Source organism: Bacteroidota bacterium (assembly GCA_020161395.1).
Classification (GTDB): domain Bacteria; phylum Bacteroidota; class Ignavibacteria; order Ignavibacteriales; family Ignavibacteriaceae; genus UTCHB3.
The window spans coordinates 165171-184578 of the sequence record JAIUOE010000002.1 but is presented as its reverse complement, the minus strand read 5'-3'; the positions used below and the strand labels follow the sequence as shown (position 1 = coordinate 184578).

Sequence of the window (19408 nt, the reverse complement as noted above, 5' to 3'; positions counted from 1 at the left end):
ACTTCTGAACCCGGAATTTCGTAGAAACTGAGTGATGAGAAAGCAGATTCTTCAGAATCCCGGTGACTTTTTGTTGCCGGGATTTTCTTTATAAATAATACCACTGCTTTATTAATTTGTTAGAGAGTTTTAAAAGAAGTAAATTTTAAATCACAATTTTTGAGATTTATTGAGTCTGAATTTTAAGTTACTAACCACCAATAAGGATTCCAAGGCGAGAGCAGGCGAATTTACTACTGCACACGGGGTGGTTAAAACGCCAATTTTTATGCCTGTAGGTACTCAGGGGACAGTAAAGGCAGTAAATTTTTCTTATCTGAAAGATGATATCAATGCAGATATCATACTTGGAAATACTTATCATCTCTACTTGAGACCGGGGACTGAGACACTTGAGGCAGCCGGAGGGTTGCATAAATTCATCAACTGGGACAGACCAATCCTTACCGACAGCGGCGGGTTTCAGGTTTTTTCCCTCTCTGATTTGCGTAAAATAAAGCATGACGGAGTTGAGTTTAAGTCACATCTTGATGGTTCGAAGCACTTCTTTACCCCTGAAAAAGTTGTAAATATCCAAAGGTCCATCGGATCTGATATCATGATGGTATTGGATGAATGTACTCCATACCCATGCACCTATGAATACGCGAAACATTCGACCAAAATGACTTCAGCCTGGGCAATTCTGAACAGGGAAGCATTTCTCAAGACTTCGGGACTCTACGGTTTTGAACAAAATCAGTTTGGGATAATTCAGGGAAGTACTTACAAAGATTTAAGGGAAGAATCGGTGAAATCGCTGTTGGATATCGATTTTGAAGGCTATGCGATAGGTGGACTGGCAGTAGGTGAGCCTGCAGAATCGATGTATGATATTGTCGATTTTACAACTGATTTTATGCGAGTTGACAGACCAAGATACCTCATGGGTGTAGGCAAACCAGAAAACATCCTTGAAGCTATCGAGCGGGGTGTGGACATGTTTGATTGTGTAATGCCGACCAGAAACGCCAGAAGAGGTTTTATTTTTACATGGAATGGTCCGGTAAGGATAAAAAACTCGATCTATAAAAATGATTTTACACCTTTGGACGAAAATTGCAACTGTTACACATGCAGGAATCACACGAGAGCTTATTTGAGGCATCTTCTGGTTGCAAACGAATTTTTGGGATTTGAACTCGTCTCGGTTCACAATGTACACTTCTATCTCGAACTGGCAAGAGCTGCCAGGGAGCACATCTCAGTGGGGGATTTTAAGCAGTGGAAAGAACAAGTTTTATATAAGATAACAGAACAAGACAAAAAAGAAACGGAGAATTAAATGGAAACTTTGCTTGCAATGGCTCCTGCAGGAGGCGAAGGCGGCGGCGGAATGATGGGTACACTGATAATGTTCGGTGCCATTTTCCTCATTTTTTATTTTATGATTATTAGACCCCAGCAGAAAAGACAGAAAGAGAGAGAAAAACTCCTTTCCGAAGTTCAAAAAGGGGACAAAGTGGTCACTTCAGGTGGCATGTATGGTGAAGTCACCACAGTTGAAGATAAAGTTGTCTGGATTAAAGTTGGTGACACAACAAAAATAAAATTCGATAAAAATGCTATAGCAGCAATATTGAATTCAGACGGTACAACCACAAGTTTAGACAAAAAATAACGGAATTAGTGATGTTTTGCACGGTAGAAGAAGCGGTTTCTGAATTACGGAACGGAAAAGTAATCATCATTACTGATGATGAAAACCGTGAGAACGAAGGTGACTTTGTTTGTGCTTCAGAATTTGTAACACCCGAAATTGTTAACTTCATGATAACGCAGGGCAGAGGTCTGTTATGTGTTGCAATGGACGGGAGCAAACTGGATCACCTGGGTATCCCATTAATGAGTGGCTCAAATAATGCTCTTCATGGAACAAATTTTACCGTTTCTGTAGATGCAGTTGAAGGTACGACCACCGGTATTTCTGCTTCTGACCGTGCAAAAACCATCCTTGCCCTTGCTTCGGACGAAGCAAAAACAGAAGATTTTGCCATCCCGGGACACATTTTCCCTCTCAGATACACCGAAGGTGGAGTAGTTAAAAGAGCGGGACATACCGAAGCAGTTGTCGATCTCTGCCGTATTTCAGGCTTGAATCCTGCCGGCACACTTTGTGAAATACTCAAAGAGGACGGTGAGATGGCAAGGATGAAAGAGCTTCAGGAAATTGCGGCAAGGTTCGATCTAAAAATGATCTCAGTCAGGCAGATTCTGAAGCACCGGATGATCAACGAGAAATTTATATCAAAGATTACCACTATTAATTTCCCGACATCTCATGGTGATTTCAAACTTCATCTTTATAAATCGCATATCGACTCAAAAGATCATATCGCTGTAGTTAAAGGTGATGTGTCGGGTGAGGAAAATGTTATGGTGAGGATTCACTCGGAATGTCTGACAGGTGATATTTTTCATTCTCTCAGATGTGACTGCCACGACCAGCTAAACCACTCGCTTGATTTAATAAACGGTTACGGCAAGGGAGTCGTGATTTATTTGCGTCAGGAGGGGAGAGGAATAGGATTGAGTAACAAACTTAAAGCGTACAAACTTCAGGATATGGGTTTCGATACGGTGGAGGCCAACGAAAAACTTGGTTTTGATGCCGATCCAAGGGATTACGGTCTTGGTGCTCAAATAATTAAAGAACTTGGACTGAAGAGTGTGAAACTTATAACAAATAATCCAAAGAAGATTGATGATCTGCTCGAGTATGGAATTTCTGTTGAAAGCAGAGTCCCTTTAGAGATTGCACCGAATCCCAATAACATCAAGTATCTCAAGACAAAGAGAGACAAGATGGGACACATGATTATGAGTTCTATTTCAGAGCTTTTGTAGGATTTTTGCGATACTGAGGAGAGTATCCTCTGCGAATTCAGCGGCAATGAACTGAACTGCAAGCGGGAGACCATCTTTGGATGTCCCGACAGGAATCGAGATTCCGGGTATACCGGCAAGGTTTACAGAAGTGGTATAAATATCACCTAAATACATTGCAAGAGGGTCTTTTGATCGCTCACCGAACTTAAAGGGAAGTTCGGGAGTCACGGGCGTCAGAATAAGATCAAAGTTTTCGAAAACCTTCCTGAAATCATTCTTGATAAGCCTTCTCACCTTTTGAGCTTTATTGAAGTATGCATCGTAATATCCACCCGAGAGTACATAATTTCCAAGCATTATTCTGCGTTTTACTTCTGTACCAAATCCTTCAGATCTCGTTGCAGTATACATCTCTTTCAGACCCCCACCTTTGCCCGACCTCTTCCCGAATCTTACTCCATCATACCTCGATAGATTTGAAGCAGCCTCGGCGGTTGTCAGGACATAATAGGCAGCGATAGTATATTTGGTCGAGGGTAATGAAACGGATTCGACAGTATGACCCAGTTTTTCAAGTTCTGACTTTATACCAAACACAGCTTCCTTGATTTCGTCATCAAGACCTTCGCCCATATATTCAACGGGAATCCCAATCCTGAGTTTTTTGGTTACTCTCTGAACAGGGTAAGAGATTGTCGAGGTGTTTTTCGTGGAAGTGGAGTCAAGTTGATCATAATCGGCCATGATGTGCAAAACAAGCGCACAGTCTTCAGGATTGTGTGCGATTGGACCTATCGAGTCGAATGAGGAAGCGAATGCAGTCAAACCATACCGGGAAACCCGGGAGTAAGATGGTTTGATTCCATACACTCCACAAAAGGCAGCCGGTTGTCTAATGGAACCTCCAGTATCGCTTCCGAGGGCTACATCGCAAAGTCCTGCAGCTACTGCAGCAGCGGAACCACCTGAAGAACCACCGGGGACTCTTGTTTTGTCAACAGGATTAAGAACAGCGCCAAAGGCGGAATTCTCGTTTGACGAACCCATTGCAAACTCATCACAATTGAGTTTCCCAATAATAAGGGCATCCTCATCGATTAGTTTTTGAACAGCCGTGGCCGTGAAAACAGGCTGAAAATCTTCCAGAATACGGGAACCGCAGGTCATTGGCATCCCTTCGACAGAAATGACATCCTTGACTGCTATTACCGCACCGAAAAGTTTACCCGGAGCGCCCCCGGACCTCAGTTTTTCCAAGAGTCTTTCGGCATCAAGGGGTAGCGTATGGTTTACATGCAGAAATGCATTGATATCTTCAGAGGACTTAATCTTCTGAAGAAAATAATTGACATTTGCAATGAGATCGAGTTCTCCTGACAGCAGAAGATCCCGTTTTTCAGAAATGGTATTGTAGGTAAGCAACTATTGACCGGTGTCAGGGATTTTTAGGCTGATCCTTGTTGTCATCAACTTTGATGTCCTGCTCAACATCTTTTATTGCTCTTTTGAATTCTCTCATTCCTTTACCAACACCTTGTGCCAGCTCAGGGATTTTTTTCGCGCCGAACAGGAGGAGTACAACAAGAACTATGAGAAATATCTCGAGTGGTCCTAGATTAGAAAACATTTTCTACCTCTTTAGTTTTTAAAAATTCTGCAATTGAAAGAAAAATGAACTTGCCCGAATCATTCCCCAGGGTCTTGCTACAGGCTCTCTCGGGGTGTGGCATCATACCAAGGACATTACCTGAAACATTGGTAATTCCTGCGATATTGTTTAGTGAGCCATTCGGATTTGCACTATCGGAGACCTCACCAACTGCCGTGCAGTAACGGAAAAGAACCTGATTGTTGCTTTCAAGTTCTGCAAGTTTTTCTTCTTCAATAAAATAATTACCTTCACCATGGGCTATCGGTATTTTGAATACAGAGTTGTGATTTCCATCAGCAAAGAGTTTCGACTTCCCGGTTACTTTTAGATACACATCTTCACAAATAAATTTCAAATCACGGTTTTTGATCAATACGCCGGGGAGAAGTCCCGTTTCACAAAGTATTTGAAAACCGTTGCAGATTCCAATCACAATTCCGCCATCATTGGCAAAACGGATTACTTCGCGCATAATGGGGGAGAGTTTTGCCACTGCGCCGCATCTTATGTAGTCGCCGTAGGAAAAGCCTCCGGGGAGAATTATGACATTACAATCCTTCAGGGAGTGCTCTTTATGCCACAAAAACTCGACTTCATAGCCAAGTTCATGCTTTAGAGCATAGTACGCGTCGTGATCGCAGTTTGAACCGGGAAAAACAACCACACCAAATTTAGGCTTCATCTACTTCTTCGAGTTGTATTTCATAATCTTCCATAATCGGATTTGCCAGCAGTTTTTCCGAGAACTCACTAACTTCCCTAAATGCCTCTTCTTTGGAGGCAAGATTCACGAAAAACTCGACTTCTTTATTCATTCTGACGCTTTGGATATTATTGAATCCAAGAAGTTTTGCTCCCTGTTCGGCAGCTTTACCTTGCGGGTCGAGAATTGATTTTCTTCTTTTGACTATAACTTTGGCTTTGAACACATTATGCCCGATGCTTAATTGTTTTTTTCTGACTAGTAACATAGCTTTTGGCTATGTTAAATAAAATACCAAAAATGAATAAGAAAAAGAGACCTGTGATTCCATAAAAATAGATCGCAAAGGGGAGAATCAGCACCAGTAATATCTCCACGGGTGACTTTTCTATAAGTGATTTATTGAATTTGGGAAATGCCGCAAACTTTATTTTTGAAACCATCCCGGCTGCTGTCAGAATTGTAACAAAGGGGAAGAGCCATTTCCACGACCAGGGAATAATATCTTTATCAATTTGTGCCAGAATCAGAAGTGTAACGATCAATGCACCAACAGGGATAGGGATTCCGGTATAGTCTTTTTTCTTCAGGTCGGAACTTACCTGAGTGTTGAATCTTGCAAGTCTGAGTGCACCACTGACCAGAAAAAGAAGGCTGATTACCAGTCCCCAGGTTCCAAATTCCTCAAGTTTGAATTTATAGACCAGAAACGCTGTTGGAGCCCCAAAACCAACGATATCGGCGAGGGAATCGAGCTGCACACCAAAATTGGAAGCTGCGTTCAGGAGTCTCGCGGCAAGACCGTCAATGAGGTCAAAAAACGCCGATGCAATAATCAGGTATCCCGCGGTTACAAACTCCCCCTGAGCGGCGAACACTATGGACAGATATCCACAGGTAAGATTGCCCAGTGTAAGCAATCCGGGCACGATAGCCCGTTTGTTATTTATCATTTTTTTGAATCCTGCTGTAATTTGAATAAAATGGTTTCTCCGGCAGTAACCATATCGCCTTCCTTCACCTGTGGAACAGATCCGGGGGGGACAAGAACATCGACACGACTGCCAAATTTTATCATTCCAAATCTTTCACCTTTTTTCACCGATTCACCCGTCTTCAGATCGTTAACGATTCGACGGGCTACATATCCTGCAATCTGCGAAAAGAGGAGTTTCCCTTTTCCATAATCGATTCCGGTAAGAAATCTTTCATTTTCAGAAGAGGCTTTGTCATCCCACGCAACAAGATATTTCCCCTCATGATACTTCAGATACTCCACTTTTCCATCAATCGGGATTCTGTTTACATGAACATTGAGGGGGGACATAAAAATTGAGACCTGGAGTGCTTTGCCCTTAAGGTATTCCTCATCATAAACTTCTTTTATAAACAGCACTTTGCCGTCAGCAGGGGAGACAATGATATCATCGCCTGCAGGCGGGGTGCGTTCGGGATCTCTGAAGAAATTCAGGGTAAATATTGTCAGGAAAGCAGCTACGATGAAAAGTATATATTTTATCAGCGGTTTTTCAATAAACCAGATGCCGGCGGCAATCAGTAAAAAAGATAAAACGAGAACAATTCCAATGGTAAAATAGCCGTATTTAGTAAACATTTATTCCAAAACTTTGTTAATGAATTTTATGTGTTTTTTAGTGTTTTTTTCATCCGGTGCTGTCACATATTTTAATAAATCTCTGTTACTCTCAGGTGGTAAAAGAAGTAAATCCGAGTATGTCAAATCACCATTGATCAGTACCTTGTCATTACTTATCACAAATTTTACTTTAATCGAGACCAAATCCGATCCCCGTCTTTCAAAAAAGGATCTTAAGACTGCATTAAACTTAAATGACAACTTGAGTGCTGCACGAAAATCTTCGGGAACTGTGATCCCGAGTGAAAAGAGCAATGATTCACCCGCCGGGAGATCACTATTTTCATCAATATAAACCAGATATGCAGGTAATTTGAGTGGACAGAGCACTTCAACACCGGCAGCTTTTGCAATATAACTATTCGCGAAATTGAATACACTTATAGAATAACCGGCTCCATAACTTTCAGCCGGTTCAACTCCCGGATCCTTCTCCGAAAAATAGAGAGGTAAATTGAACTCTTTAAGATAGTCAGAAAGTTGTGGGGAAATAATTAACGAATTTCCTCGTAAATTAGCATTGCGTTTTTTGCTGTTTAAGATTGAACTGAACTTACTCTCTAATTCTATCTGCATTTTTTATTACAATTCAACAATAAAAATATATAAATGGCAAATATAAAGTTAACAAGTTACATAAATAAACATTTTCTAAAAAAATACTCAAATATCCGGAGGATTAATGTTCGGTGGTAAACCCAATATGCAACAGATGATGCGTCAGGTTCAAAAACTTCAGGAAGACATGGCTAAACTTCAGCAGGAGCTTGGTGCGAAAACTGTAACCGAGGAAGCCGGTGGTGGAATGATTAAAGCAACTGTGAACGGAAATAATGAACTGGTTTCGATCGTTCTCGATCCTGCAGTTATAGTGCCGGATGACAAGGAAGTGCTTGAAGATCTGATAGTGGCAGCAGTGAATAAAGCAATTGCGGCTTCGAAAAAGATGCATGAGGAAGAGATGGGCAAACTCACTAAAGGTGTGATTCCTCCCGGAATGAACATCCCGGGTTTCTAAGCGATGAATCTTGCTGCACCACTTCAAGCCGTGGTGGAAGAATTCTCAAAATTCCCGGGAGTTGGAGCCAAGAGTGCGAGGAGACTTGCTTTGTTCCTTCTGCGGCAACAACCGGAAGAGATAGATAAATTGATAGAATCACTAACCGGACTAAAGACAAAACTCAAATTTTGCAGGATTTGCTTCAACATTGGTGAAGAGGAAGTTTGTGATATTTGCAGTTCGGAGAAAAGGGATAAATCGATAATCTGTGTCGTCGAGGATATTAACGATGTTATTGCTGTCGAAAGGTCTCATGAGTTTAATGGTACTTATCATGTTCTGGGGGGAGTGCTTTCTCCCCTGAACGGTGTAGGTCCCGAGAATCTCAAGATAAAGGAACTTCTCATTCGACTTGATGATGGAGTAAAGGAAGTGATTCTCGCCCTTAATCCCGATACCGAAGGGGAGGCAACTTCATTATACCTTAACAGGCTGATTTCGCCTTTCGGGGTTTCAGTGAGCAGGATTGCCAGAGGGGTACCCATTGGCGGTAATATCGAATTTGCAGATGATGCCACTATCGGTCGGGCAGTTACCGGCAGGAGCAGCTTTTGACTATTGAAAAGACAGTTGAGCCGGGTAAAACCTGGTTCAAAAACTGGTTTGAATCTGAACATTACCTTTCGCTCTACAGACACCGTGACAGGAATGATGCGTTAAAGTTGATTGAACTTGTAAAGCATCGGATACCCGGGCATTGCAAGGGAAAGGTTTTGGATGTAGGGTGTGGTTCTGGCAGGCATTCCATCGAATTTGCAAGGAGGGGATACAATGTCACCGGTTATGATTTAAGTAACAGGCTATTGAGTGTTGCTCAAGCTGAGGCTAGAGGAGCCGGGGTGGATATGAATTTGGTGAGGGGTGATATCAGATCGATCCCGTTTAAGGCTGAATTCGATCTTGTGATGAATATTTTTACAAGCTGGGGATATTTCGAATCTGATTCAGAAAACCGTCTCGCTCTGAAGAATGCATTTTTACTCAAAAAAAAGTCGGGTAGATTTTTATTCGATTTTCTGAATGCACAATTCCTGAAGGATAATCTCGTTCCGTATTCCGATTCAGTCATAGAAGGTACGCGGTACATGGAGAATCGGAGAATCGAGAACAACAGGGTTATCAAAGACATCGAAATTGAGGAAGGGGAGAACAGCTACAGTTTTCGGGAATCAGTAAGATTATTTGATGCAGAAGAAATTTTATCGATATTGGATGAATTTGGTGCAGAAAATCTGTCATTGTACGGTGATTATGATGGAAACAGTTTTAACGTAAAAGAATCGCCTAGATTTATATGCATCGCCTCTTAGTTCTTGTATTTTTGCCTGTCGTTTTTGCCGGATGCGACATTTTTAGTACGAGACCGCCTGAGTCACCTGATGTACCAAGGTTCAACTATCTTCAACCTGTAGATGTGAACAGTGTCATTACGAACATGATAAATTCCATAACGACCAAGAGTACCCAGTATTATCTCAAATCTTTCAGCGATTCGACAAAAAACGGGAAGTCCTTCCAGTATATTGCAAACGCCGAAGCGGTTTCGAAGTACGCCGTTCTTGTTTCGGGCTGGTCGGTAAAAGATGAAGAACAATATCTGAACAATATAATTAATAAAATCCCAAAGGAGTCTGCGATCAGTTTGACGCTTGATCAGCAGCAACTTGTATCGTTTGGCGACAGTGCCTATCTTTCTGCAAATTATAATATGACTGTGCCTCACAACATTCAAGGACTGGCGAATGTCTACAGCGGAAAGTTGCAATTCAAACTTTTGAGGGACAAACAACAATTGTGGACAATTTATCAGTGGCAGGATATAAAATCGGGAGAAGTTGCCACATGGAGTGAATTGAAAGGGTACTTCAATTGAGAAAATTCCTGAAAGGAATGATACTCATTTTAGTTCTTTTTATTCCGGGATGTGAAAATCCATTTTCACCCGGACACTACACTGATCCTGACTCGGGTGGAGGAGTGCTGAGTGATCTTTCCACATCTGATGGCATCTTTGTTAACCTTCGTTATGCTTATACTTTTAAAGACACGAGTATTTACTCTGCTCTGATAAAGGATGATTTCATTTTTACATTTCGTGATTACGACCTTGGTGCAGATGTTACATGGGGAAGGGAAGAGGAACTAAGAACCACTTCGGGACTTTTCTCAAATTCTGAAAGGCTCGATCTCGTTTGGAACAACATAATTTTGTCGAGCGGGGATTCACTAAAACTGAATATCGTTCGGAGTTTTAATCTTACAATCACTTTTAACCCTAACGATATTGTCAGAATAAATGGCAGAGTTAATCTTAATCTGGAAAAAAATGCGATTACAAACAAGTGGCAGATTGCCCGCTGGATCGACGAATCAAATCTATAGAATATGACATTTTACATTAAAGAAGCCTATCGAAACTTAAAATATGCCGGAATTACATCGGTAATTACATTTATTTCCCTGCTGCTGGCATCAAACTTTATTGTGGCATCATATCTGTTTACCAATTTTTCCTCGGCACTGCAGGAAAATCTGAAAAAGAATGTTACAGCTTCGTTTTATCTTGAAGATTCACTTTCAGAGTCTGCAATTAATGTCTTGGTTGCAGAAATTGGAAAAGCACCCGCGGTAAAAAAAGTAGAGTTTCTAAGCAAGGATGAAGCCCGTAAAGAGTTTATCAGACAGACGGGTGAGGATTTTAGTAAAATTCTGAGTGTCAATCCATTACCGGCATCACTGATTGTTGCTTTTGACTCCCAAACGAATGAGATTTCAGGGCTGGGCAAAATTTCTGAAACGATTGCACAAAAAAAGGGAATTACGGGATTTGAATTTCGTGCCGGGCTGCTCGAAGAAGTGATGGTTTTTACCAAAAGAATCAGATTGATAACTGTAACGGTTTCGGCTGTTTTCCTTTTTATTGCCCTTTATCTTGCCTATACTTCAATTCGCTCAGCGTTCGCAGCGAGAAGTGAGGATTTTAATACAATGAGACTGGTTGGAGGGAGTCTGATGAAAATAAAGCTTCCTGCCTACATTTCAACCTTCTCACTCGGGATAGTGTGTGCATTTATCACATATTTATTCCATGAAATTGTTGTAAATTCAGGTTTGGAATTTTTAGAAATAAACATTTCAAATTCGACCGATACCATGGGAGTGTTGCTCTCGTGGGTATCTGCACCTTTAATAGCCTTTTTAGGTACTTTTCTTGCCGCGTTTTCAATTAAAATTGAGTTAAGAAACTAAATACGCTTTAAAAAGTTTGAAATAATCAATATATTTGCACATCATAAATAAAAAGTAGAGACATGAGGTTTACCAAATTACTGTTCTTTCTTCTGGTTTTTAGCACAACATTTATTATTAAAGCACAGGATGTGAAAGTTGGAAGGGATGCAACCATAAGGCAAACAGGTGGTGCGTTCTATGATTATTCAGATCCCGATAGAATAAATATTACAGTCTCTGCCCTCGGATATGTAAAGTTTCCGGGTAAATATCTTGTACCTGAAGGAACAACAGTGCTCGACCTGCTTGCATTTGCCGGTGGTCCAACCACAGATGCATTGCTCGAGCAGATTGCATTGTTCAGATTCGCAAACAGTGATACAGCCGCATTTCCCCCACCCAAAAATGCAAGAGACAGTTCGTTGATTTCCAGCACCGGTAACAGGGTTCTCGAACTGAATTACAATTCCCTCCTTTGGGAGGATCAGATTCGTCCCGTGGATACCATCCCGAGACTTCAACCGGGCGATATTCTTCTTTTGAAGGGCGAGCCAAGATTTTTCTTTAGAGATTATCTCTCGATAGCACTGCAGGTTCTGTCTGCTGCTATATCATTAACTATTTTAATCCTGAATATTACACGAAATTAGAGGAACTTTTGGATACAGAATTCAACAATTCGCAATTCCAGGAAACGAAATCAATTGTAGATTATCTTCAACTGATAAGGGGAAACCTGCTCCCGATACTGATTATTACTGCCGTTTCCTTCATTTTTGCCCTCGTTTACGCTATAAATGCGGTTGATATCTACAATTCTACCACACTTGTAAAAATCAATAAAAACTCCGGTAATATTCTTGAATCGAATCCGCTCCTTCAACCTTTTGGTTCAGAAGACAGATTCATCTCAAATGAAATTGAGGTCATCAAAAGTTATACCTTAAGAGAAAGAGTTGCTTCTGCACTTATTGATTCATTCAACAATGCGCAGAAAAAAGACACTTTCTCGGTTCTTCTGACCAGTGACAAACTTGACCAGAGCAAGAAAAAGCTTATGACTAAGGAACAACTTGCTGTTACACTCTCAAGTCTCGTTACTGTTGAACAAAAGAGGGGCCTGGACTTTGTGATTCTTTCCGCAAGTTCACCTTCTCCATATGAAGCTGCTTTGATAGCCAATACATATTCGTCCGAGTACCGCAATCTAAACCTGATGTTCAACCGTGATCAGCTTGTTGTAATCAAAAATTATCTCGATCAACAGCGGTCTGAAAAGCTTGAGGCATTAAATCAGGCAGAAGATATGTTGAAGACTTTTCAGGAGAGCGGGGGAATTATAGCCCTCGACAATCAGGCTTCCAATCTGATTTCACAGATTTCCACACTCGAAGCTAGCAAAGGGATGTATGAAATTGAGTTGAAATCGACTCAAAATGCAATTGAATCATACAAAGCCAAGCTTGCAAAACTTGATCCTGATGCACTTGATTACCTCGCACAATATGAGGTAAAAGGTTATTTTGATCAGCTCCAAACAGAAATTGCCAAACTTGAGATTCAGAAATTACTCGTTGTCGGAAATGACAAAGACCCTAAAAATGCCAAAGCCTTAAAGGAGATAGATTTTAAAATAAATCTCCTCAAAGACAAATTAAATGAGAAGGTTGAGACTTTTCAGAAAAGTGCAGTTGCGAACACACCTGAAGAATACAAAACAGTCGCTTTAAAGCTGATGGAATTGGATATTCAGGAAAAAGGATTGAATTTTTCGATTGCTCAGGTCACAAGCCAGTTGGCACAGTATGAAGGAAAATTTGGGACTCTTCCAAGAAGTGCCATTGAACTCGCAAAGCTTACAAGAACCCGTGAGGGGCTTGAAAAACTTTATACGCTTATCGAACAGCGCTTCCAGGAAGCCGTAATTAATGAGCAGTCGCAACCCGGTAATGTGGTTGTTATTGAGGTCGCGAGGGTTATGACTTCCCCAGCCAAACCAAACCGTACTCTTATTGTAATTATCGGTATTGTGTTGGGTCTCGTTGTATCAATTTCATATGTATTTGTGAGAGATTACTTCGACAAGACCGTAAAAACTCCTGATCAACTCACTAAACTTGGATTCAATGTCCTTTCATGGATTCCGAGAATTGAGGGTATTGATGCAACGAAGGGAAGTTCGAACGAGTTTATAGTATTCTCAAAGCCTGACTCAATTCCTGCAGAGGCTTTCAGAGCACTCAGGACCCGATTGCAATTCACTACTCCCGATGCTGCCAAGATGAAAGTGATTCTTGTAACATCATCAGCTCCAACTGAAGGTAAAACCATCATTGCAACAAACCTTGCAGGAAGTTTTTCACAGATCAACAAAAAAGTTCTGCTGGTTGACTGCGATTTAAGAAAACCGAGAGTTCATAATGTATTTAATATGAACAGACATCCCGGTCTGGTGGATTACCTCTTCAGCCATAATACGCTGGATGAAATTATTCGTACAACTGATATGCCAAACCTGGACTTCATTCCCTGCGGTACCATTCCTCCAAATCCTGCAGAATTGATGGAATCTGAAGCGATGCTTCACTTCCTGAATGAGTTGAAAGACAGATACGATTTCATAATTCTCGATACACCGCCGGTAATTGCTGTTACTGACTCAGAGATTCTCTCGAGATATGTTGACGGGTCAATTCTGGTTGTTTCAGCGGATACTACCGAGATGGAACTCCTTAGAAGAGCCGGTGAAATTATGAGACAGGGAAAACACCACTTCATCGGAGCTGTACTCAATAATTTTGTCTATAAGAGCTCATATGGTTCATATTACAAATATTACTACTACTACTCACGCTCGACAAAAACCGGAGAAAATTCATAGTCCTGCAATGAGACAGTTGAACAGTATATTCTCTATTATTGGAAAAGGAACGGCAGTAATGCTGTTCCTTTCTCTTTTTTCTACGGTGGTCCGTTCACAGGACATGCCTTCCTATGCCGACAGGGCATTTATCATAACCGATTCCTCAACGCAGAAAAGTGATGACATTGCGGTGGTTGAAGGTGGTGTCGATGAAAATGTCTATTTGGTTGGACCTGGAGATCAGTTCAAGATCAGTCTTGATGATATCGAAACCCTTGTGTTCGATGCTAAAATAAATCCGGACGGTCTTCTTCTGCTTCCTAAAATAGGGATGATTAAAGTGAGCGGATTGACTCTGAAAGATGCAAAAGATCGTATAAAAGCCGAATTTGCCAGAAAATACAAGAGTAAAAATATCTTCGTCACTCTATCAGGTATCAGAAGGATAAAAATTGCGATTTATGGCGAGGTTTTGAAGAAGGGGAGTAAAGTCATTCTCGCGAACTCACGTTTGAACGACATCCTTATGGACGGGGGTTTCACACCCGTTGCCAATATCAGAAATATAAAAATAATTTCAAAGGATGGTGGCACAAAGTTTATTGATCTTTTATCTTTCATCAGACTTGCCGACAGAAACCAGAATCCATTGCTTGAAGAAGGTGATTATATCATGGTTGACAAGCTTGACAAGACTGTCAGTCTCTCAGGTATGGTCAAATACCCCGGGGTTTACGAGTATAAAGAAGGGGAAACCTATGCCGAACTTCTTAAAATAGCAGGTGGCTATCTTGATGCTGCATTTCTTGACACAATAGAGGTGATCAGATTTGCAGATGATAATAAAACCCAGAACAGCATTCGAGAGAGTTCCGGAAACCTGATGTCTAACGGCTTCAAGTTACAAAACAAAGACAGAATAGTTGTTCGCTCCAAACCGCTTTATCTTCAGGAAAACATTGTGACTATCGATGGTTTTGTCAGATATCCGGGACCTTATAAGATTACTGAGGGGGTGACAAAACTCTCCCAGATTATTCCTGAAGCCGGCGGATTTCTTGAGAAGGCATCAATGAAAAACTCTTACATTATCCGGGCTTCCGGTGAATCGTCCTACGATCCAGAATTCGAGAGGATTAAAATAATTCCCCGTAAGGATATGACCGATGACGAGTATGATTATCTAAAATCAAAATCCCGGCAGCGTCGCGGCAGGATAGTAATTGACTTTCAGAAAGTTTTCCGTGATAAAACAGACGACTTGATTTTAAAGAAAAATGATCAGATTTTTGTGGTAGAGAAAAAAGACTATATCACGATAATTGGTCAGGCTGTATTTCCCGGGAATCTGGAATTTCATCCCGATTTTTCAGTCAGAGATTATATCAATATGGCAGGTGGTTTCGCATGGAGAGCTGAAGAAGGAAAAGTCAGGATAATAAAAGGGAGAACAGGTGAATGGATTGAAGAGGATAAGGTTGTTAAACTGGAACCGGGCGATACCATTTGGATTCCGGAACAGCCTCAACCGCCGAAATTCTGGGATGTATTCAAAGATACACTAACCATTCTTGGCCAGTTGGCGACCGTAATAGCCGCAACTGTGGCAGTAATAATCAGTACCAGATAATGAAAACAATTTTTTCAGCTTTCTTTAAGAATTATGTTAAAATACTCGGAATTTCGTTCACGGTACTGGTCGTCTATACAGTAACTCTCTACTTTGTCTATCCATTGACCTTTACCGCCACATCGTCAGTTCTTCCCCCCGAGTCACCCAAGTCACAGGGACTTGCGGGTTTGCTGGGTGGGCAGGACCTTGGGGGTTTGGTGACAGGCGGGGCTTCCGGTAGTTCACAGTTGTATGCCGAAATAGTTAAAAGCCGATCCGCCACTGAGTATGTAATAAAAAAAGTTGACCTGAAAAAATATTACAACACAACAAACCTGACAGAGTTGCATTCCAAAATACTTGGTGACTTGGAAGTTGAGGTGACGAAGGAAGGCATTATCAAGATTGGCTTTTCGATCAAGACCGGATATTTCGGTAGAAATGACACTGACAGAAAAGGTACTGCTGAATTCGCTGCTTTGGTGAGCAACACTTTTGTTGCAGCTTTGGACAGCATAAACAGGAGCAAACTTCACAGCAAAGCAAAATTAACAAGAGAGTTTATCGAAGGCAGACTTGCAACTACTAAAAGTGATTTGGACAGTGCCGAGAATGCAATGGCAAAGTTTCAGAAGGAGAATAAGACCATTGCACTACCCGAACAATTAAAAGCTGCAATAGATGCTGCCGCAAAAGTGAAGAGCGACATTCTGGCAACACAAATTGAACTCGAATTCAGATTAAAGACAATGAGTGAAACCTCTCCTGAGGTTGAGGCAGTAAAAAGTAAACTTGCATCACTTCAAAAAGAATACAACAAGTTTCAGACCAACTCCGATGAATTGTTTGTTGGATTCAAAGAAGCTCCTGCTTTGGGGGTAAAACTTTCAAACTATTACAGGGAAGTCCGGGTCTTAAGCGAAGTATATTCACTTCTTCAACAGCAATATTTCAAAGAGCTGATACAGGAACAGAAAGACATTCCAACCATCGAAGTACTTGATACGGCTGTGCCCCCATTGAGGACATCTTCCCCAAAAATGTTTCAGTCGGTCCTGGCTGCAGCGTTTCTCTTTTTTACTCTTACCTTTTTGTATTACTTCAGAAAAGAAGATGAAGTAAAAAAATATTTAAGCTAACCACTTAAATTGTTAGAAAAAACTCACCTGTTTTGGTAAAAGATAGAATAAAACACATATTTCAAGGAGTTGGCGGAGCTGCACTGATAGTGGTGGTTGCTCAGGTTCTTTCCAAAGGAACCGGTTTCTTCAGAGAAATTTTATTTGCCGGGAAATTCGGAGTCGGGAAGGATTTCGAATATTTCCTTATAGCATACACCATTCCTGCGATGCTGAACAGTATTCTGTTTTATCAGGCTCAAAACTACTTCATTCCCATCTACAATGATCTCAAATCGAAAGACCCCGAAGAAGCAAATTCCTTTTTTGTTTCGACGATGCTTCTTTTCACGGGACTAGTAACCCTGGTGGCAGCGGGTCTTTACTTTGCCTCTGACGGAGTAATATCTCTTTTTCTCGAGACCTCGAGCGGATCCGACCACACCGCAATAAATCAACTTTTTGAAATGGCACTTCTAACCGTGCCTTTGAATGCCATAATCAGTATCTTGTCTGCGTATTTGATAGCAGAGTTCAAATTTAAGGTTACCTATCTTTCTCAGGTGTGGACAAATCTTTCAATAATTTTCACAGTTTTCTTCTTCTCTGCCTGGCTGGGAACCATGGCGATAATAGCCGGTTACATCATGGGCAGCATGATCCAGGTTACACATCTACTTTTTGGCAGTAAGAATATGTTCAGGGGGAAATTCAAATTCTCTCTTGCGATCTCAAAAAATGTTTCCTGGCTTATCTTCCTTAATACACTCTTTGTGGAAGTGGTGGGACAGATTTTCTTTTTCATAGACAGACTGTTTTATACAAACACTGAACCCGGCGGTATTGCCTCACTTAACTACTCGTATATCATATACATGCTTCCCGTTACCATCTTTACAACAGCACTTGGAAGTGCATTGTTACCCGATTTTGCTGCAAATGTTGCTAAAGGTGACTTGAAAGAGGCAAACGCAAAATTTACGAAGGCGATAGAGGTTATTCTTCTTGTGTTTATCCCTGCCTCAATCATTTTTATTTTTGCAGGTGGGGAAATTATTGGGTTACTCTATCAGCGGGGTAAATTTACAGGCGATTCCACTCTCCTGACAGAAGGGACTCTGGTTTACTATGCAATTAGCCTCCCTCTGTACGCAATATTTGCAGTCGGATTGAAATATGCATACAGTCTGAAGGGGAGTACTGCTCTCGTTTTAATTTCGCTCGCGGGTTTAATTCTTAAATACATCCTTTCACTAGTTCTAAGTGAAAATATGCATCAGAACGGACTCGCACTTTCAACTTCGATTACCTATATAGTTCAATCTGTAATGTGTCTCGCCTTCATCTTTAAAAGATCGGGCTTCAGATTAAATCCTGAATTAGTGAAAAACGCATTTTTCTTCCTGCTTTATTCATCGATGATATTGTTAGTTTGCTATTTGCTGGTCAGTCAATTTAATTTGACCACTCTTATTCTTCCTTTATGTTTTATTTTAGCATATCCATTAATTTTACACATCACCCGAAACTCAGTTTATGAGGAAATCGTTTCCAGGTTCCTTAAATCTCGATAACAATAATTTCCTGAAGTCTTTCACAAGATTTTTAGTCTTCATTCTGAAGTTGTTATCCCGCATGTTTTCATCTTCCGGAAAGGATATTCTCATAATTTCTTTTAATAACATAGGTGATACAATCCTTTCACTTCATGCCCTCAAAAGACTCTCAGAAGAGGAAGTGTCGGTTCAGATCACGGTTCTTACTTACAGTAAATTCAGTTTTTTGTTCAACAAGGAATTGCCGGGAATAAAATTTGTATATGTTGACAGCACAGAGTTTCTTCAAGGTGGTAAAATTCCATCAATGACTGTTATTAAAAAAGCCAGAGCAACCAAATGCGGAGTTGTAATTAATTTTTCAGAGAATCCACAGTCAGTATTTACAATGCTGCTTTCAGGTGGCAGGCGGTTCCACGGAATTTCCAGAGAGGCTTACAGCACCGCTTTCGACAGTTTTAAGTCCATGCGGAAAGAGCCCCATCTCATCGATATTTATTTTGATGCTGTTGACAGTTACAAAATAATTAATAGAAAACCCGAATCATGGATTTTTCCTTTGTCGACCGCAAGAGGAAAAGAAATAATCCTGACTCCATTTGCCGGCTGGGATGAAAAAATGTGGGGAATGAAGAAGATGATATCGCTCGCTGTGGAGTTGAGTAGATCGTTTGAGGTCAACTTTGTCGTGGAGAAAGGGAAACTAAGTGAAGATATTAAATCATCACTTGTAGACTCAAGCATAAAGATTACAGAATTGAAGTCAATAGATGAATATGCCCCGATCTTAAAACACGCCGCATTACTCGTTGCAAATGATACCGGTCCGGTTCATGTCGCAGCCTGGTTTGGTGTGCCTACCGTGGCAATTTTCGGACCGACAAATCCAAATTTTTGTAAACAGCCCGGAGATCAACACATCGCAATTAACAGAGAATTGAATTGTTCACCGGTTGAGTTTAATTATTGTGAATATGGAGCGGGAAGAACCTGTCCGGTAAGAGAATGCCTCTCAAGAATAACGGTTGACGAGGTAAAAAATGTTGTAATTTCACATTACAATAAATACTCATAGAAGCAATCAGTGGA

Annotated in this window: 22 protein-coding genes; 15 read left to right on the top strand and 7 right to left on the bottom strand. The window is 40.9% G+C overall.

The window, feature by feature from the left end; translation table 11 throughout:
* Positions 1-175 precede the first annotated feature (175 nt).
* Genes tgt through LCH52_03375 form a run of 3 tightly spaced genes read left to right on the top strand, consistent with a single transcriptional unit; the run spans position 176 to position 2886 of the window.
* Positions 176-1324, top strand: coding sequence for a tRNA guanosine(34) transglycosylase Tgt (tgt, locus tag LCH52_03385; GenBank protein ID MCA0387517.1), 1149 nt, complete (start codon positions 176-178; stop codon positions 1322-1324).
* On the top strand, positions 1325-1660 hold the full coding sequence (gene yajC / locus LCH52_03380; protein ID MCA0387516.1) for a preprotein translocase subunit YajC: 336 nt from the start codon (positions 1325-1327) through the stop codon (positions 1658-1660).
* Positions 1661-1671: 11 nt separating this feature from the next.
* Positions 1672-2886: a bifunctional 3,4-dihydroxy-2-butanone-4-phosphate synthase/GTP cyclohydrolase II gene (locus LCH52_03375; GenBank protein ID MCA0387515.1), complete on the top strand. Its 1215-nt coding sequence runs from the start codon at positions 1672-1674 to the stop codon at positions 2884-2886.
* Here LCH52_03375 and gatA read toward each other — a convergent pair.
* Genes gatA through LCH52_03340 form a run of 7 tightly spaced genes read right to left on the bottom strand, consistent with a single transcriptional unit; the run spans position 2872 to position 7455 of the window.
* Entirely contained in the window at positions 2872-4290 is a 1419-nt protein-coding gene (gatA, locus tag LCH52_03370) for an Asp-tRNA(Asn)/Glu-tRNA(Gln) amidotransferase subunit GatA (protein MCA0387514.1), read from the bottom strand. The two genes, LCH52_03375 and gatA, sit on opposite strands and share 15 nt — an antisense overlap.
* A 13-nt stretch (positions 4291-4303) precedes the next feature.
* The gene (locus tag LCH52_03365) at positions 4304-4495 is read right to left on the bottom strand and encodes a twin-arginine translocase TatA/TatE family subunit (protein MCA0387513.1); all 192 of its coding nucleotides are present in this window, start codon (positions 4493-4495) and stop codon (positions 4304-4306) included.
* On the bottom strand, positions 4485-5201 hold the full coding sequence (purQ, locus tag LCH52_03360; GenBank protein MCA0387512.1) for a phosphoribosylformylglycinamidine synthase subunit PurQ: 717 nt from the start codon (positions 5199-5201) through the stop codon (positions 4485-4487). Before purQ ends, LCH52_03365 begins: the two co-directional genes overlap by 11 nt.
* A complete protein-coding gene (gene purS / locus LCH52_03355; protein MCA0387511.1) occupies positions 5191-5448 on the bottom strand; it encodes a phosphoribosylformylglycinamidine synthase subunit PurS in 258 nt (85 codons plus the stop codon). The genes purQ and purS overlap by 11 nt, the downstream gene beginning before the upstream one ends.
* Position 5449: 1 nt before the next feature.
* On the bottom strand, positions 5450-6175 hold the full coding sequence (gene pssA / locus LCH52_03350) for a CDP-diacylglycerol--serine O-phosphatidyltransferase (protein MCA0387510.1): 726 nt from the start codon (positions 6173-6175) through the stop codon (positions 5450-5452).
* Complete coding sequence (locus LCH52_03345) at positions 6172-6837, bottom strand: phosphatidylserine decarboxylase family protein (GenBank protein ID MCA0387509.1); 666 nt, start codon at positions 6835-6837, stop codon at positions 6172-6174. The genes pssA and LCH52_03345 overlap by 4 nt, the downstream gene beginning before the upstream one ends.
* On the bottom strand, positions 6838-7455 hold the full coding sequence (locus LCH52_03340; GenBank protein MCA0387508.1) for a hypothetical protein: 618 nt from the start codon (positions 7453-7455) through the stop codon (positions 6838-6840). It lies immediately after the preceding gene.
* A gap of 106 nt (positions 7456-7561) precedes the next feature.
* Between LCH52_03340 and LCH52_03335 the strand changes: the two genes are divergently transcribed.
* The 12 genes from LCH52_03335 to LCH52_03280 all read left to right on the top strand — a co-directional run bounded on the left by LCH52_03335 (position 7562) and on the right by LCH52_03280 (position 19394).
* Positions 7562-7897: a YbaB/EbfC family nucleoid-associated protein gene (locus LCH52_03335; protein MCA0387507.1), complete on the top strand. Its 336-nt coding sequence runs from the start codon at positions 7562-7564 to the stop codon at positions 7895-7897.
* Positions 7898-7900: 3 nt separating this feature from the next.
* The gene (recR, locus tag LCH52_03330; protein ID MCA0387506.1) at positions 7901-8494 is read left to right on the top strand and encodes a recombination mediator RecR; all 594 of its coding nucleotides are present in this window, start codon (positions 7901-7903) and stop codon (positions 8492-8494) included.
* Positions 8491-9249 carry a class I SAM-dependent methyltransferase gene (locus tag LCH52_03325; GenBank protein MCA0387505.1) on the top strand — a complete coding sequence of 253 codons (759 nt, stop codon included), beginning with the start codon at positions 8491-8493 and terminating at the stop codon, positions 9247-9249. Before recR ends, LCH52_03325 begins: the two co-directional genes overlap by 4 nt.
* Positions 9234-9812: a hypothetical protein gene (locus LCH52_03320; protein MCA0387504.1), complete on the top strand. Its 579-nt coding sequence runs from the start codon at positions 9234-9236 to the stop codon at positions 9810-9812. The genes LCH52_03325 and LCH52_03320 overlap by 16 nt, the downstream gene beginning before the upstream one ends.
* 17 nt (positions 9813-9829) lie before the next feature.
* Positions 9830-10321, top strand: coding sequence for a hypothetical protein (locus LCH52_03315; protein MCA0387503.1), 492 nt, complete (start codon positions 9830-9832; stop codon positions 10319-10321).
* A gap of 3 nt (positions 10322-10324) precedes the next feature.
* The gene (locus LCH52_03310) at positions 10325-11188 is read left to right on the top strand and encodes a permease-like cell division protein FtsX (GenBank protein ID MCA0387502.1); all 864 of its coding nucleotides are present in this window, start codon (positions 10325-10327) and stop codon (positions 11186-11188) included.
* Between the two features lie 62 nt (positions 11189-11250).
* Complete coding sequence (locus LCH52_03305; GenBank protein ID MCA0387501.1) at positions 11251-11820, top strand: SLBB domain-containing protein; 570 nt, start codon at positions 11251-11253, stop codon at positions 11818-11820.
* An 8-nt stretch (positions 11821-11828) separates the two neighbouring features.
* Positions 11829-14051 (top strand): polysaccharide biosynthesis tyrosine autokinase, encoded by a 2223-nt coding sequence (locus LCH52_03300; GenBank protein MCA0387500.1) that lies wholly within the window; start codon positions 11829-11831, stop codon positions 14049-14051.
* A 16-nt stretch (positions 14052-14067) separates the two neighbouring features.
* Positions 14068-15663 carry an SLBB domain-containing protein gene (locus LCH52_03295; protein ID MCA0387499.1) on the top strand — a complete coding sequence of 532 codons (1596 nt, stop codon included), beginning with the start codon at positions 14068-14070 and terminating at the stop codon, positions 15661-15663.
* Positions 15663-16784, top strand: coding sequence for a hypothetical protein (locus tag LCH52_03290; protein MCA0387498.1), 1122 nt, complete (start codon positions 15663-15665; stop codon positions 16782-16784). The genes LCH52_03295 and LCH52_03290 overlap by 1 nt, the downstream gene beginning before the upstream one ends.
* Before the next feature lie 32 nt (positions 16785-16816).
* On the top strand, positions 16817-18337 hold the full coding sequence (locus tag LCH52_03285) for a polysaccharide biosynthesis C-terminal domain-containing protein (protein ID MCA0387497.1): 1521 nt from the start codon (positions 16817-16819) through the stop codon (positions 18335-18337).
* Entirely contained in the window at positions 18300-19394 is a 1095-nt protein-coding gene (locus LCH52_03280; GenBank protein MCA0387496.1) for a glycosyltransferase family 9 protein, read from the top strand. The genes LCH52_03285 and LCH52_03280 overlap by 38 nt, the downstream gene beginning before the upstream one ends.
* Positions 19395-19408 lie beyond the last annotated feature (14 nt).

Bases quoted from the DNA above. Each gene is read 5' to 3' on its own strand.
- LCH52_03310 (MCA0387502.1), top strand. From the start codon at position 10,325: ATGACATTTTACATTAAAGAAGCCTATCGAAACTTAAAATATGCCGGA.
- LCH52_03305 (MCA0387501.1), top strand. From the start codon at position 11,251: ATGAGGTTTACCAAATTACTGTTCTTTCTTCTGGTTTTTAGCACAACA.
- LCH52_03375 (MCA0387515.1), top strand. From the start codon at position 1,672: ATGTTTTGCACGGTAGAAGAAGCGGTTTCTGAATTACGGAACGGAAAA.
- LCH52_03335 (MCA0387507.1), top strand. From the start codon at position 7,562: ATGTTCGGTGGTAAACCCAATATGCAACAGATGATGCGTCAGGTTCAA.
- LCH52_03340 (MCA0387508.1), bottom strand. From the start codon at position 7,455: ATGCAGATAGAATTAGAGAGTAAGTTCAGTTCAATCTTAAACAGCAAA.
- pssA (MCA0387510.1), bottom strand. From the start codon at position 6,175: ATGATAAATAACAAACGGGCTATCGTGCCCGGATTGCTTACACTGGGC.
- LCH52_03345 (MCA0387509.1), bottom strand. From the start codon at position 6,837: ATGTTTACTAAATACGGCTATTTTACCATTGGAATTGTTCTCGTTTTA.
- recR (MCA0387506.1), top strand. From the start codon at position 7,901: ATGAATCTTGCTGCACCACTTCAAGCCGTGGTGGAAGAATTCTCAAAA.
- purQ (MCA0387512.1), bottom strand. From the start codon at position 5,201: ATGAAGCCTAAATTTGGTGTGGTTGTTTTTCCCGGTTCAAACTGCGAT.
- LCH52_03365 (MCA0387513.1), bottom strand. From the start codon at position 4,495: ATGTTTTCTAATCTAGGACCACTCGAGATATTTCTCATAGTTCTTGTT.
- LCH52_03290 (MCA0387498.1), top strand. From the start codon at position 15,663: ATGAAAACAATTTTTTCAGCTTTCTTTAAGAATTATGTTAAAATACTC.
- LCH52_03320 (MCA0387504.1), top strand. From the start codon at position 9,234: ATGCATCGCCTCTTAGTTCTTGTATTTTTGCCTGTCGTTTTTGCCGGA.
- yajC (MCA0387516.1), top strand. From the start codon at position 1,325: ATGGAAACTTTGCTTGCAATGGCTCCTGCAGGAGGCGAAGGCGGCGGC.
- LCH52_03280 (MCA0387496.1), top strand. From the start codon at position 18,300: ATGAGGAAATCGTTTCCAGGTTCCTTAAATCTCGATAACAATAATTTC.
- LCH52_03315 (MCA0387503.1), top strand. From the start codon at position 9,830: ATGATACTCATTTTAGTTCTTTTTATTCCGGGATGTGAAAATCCATTT.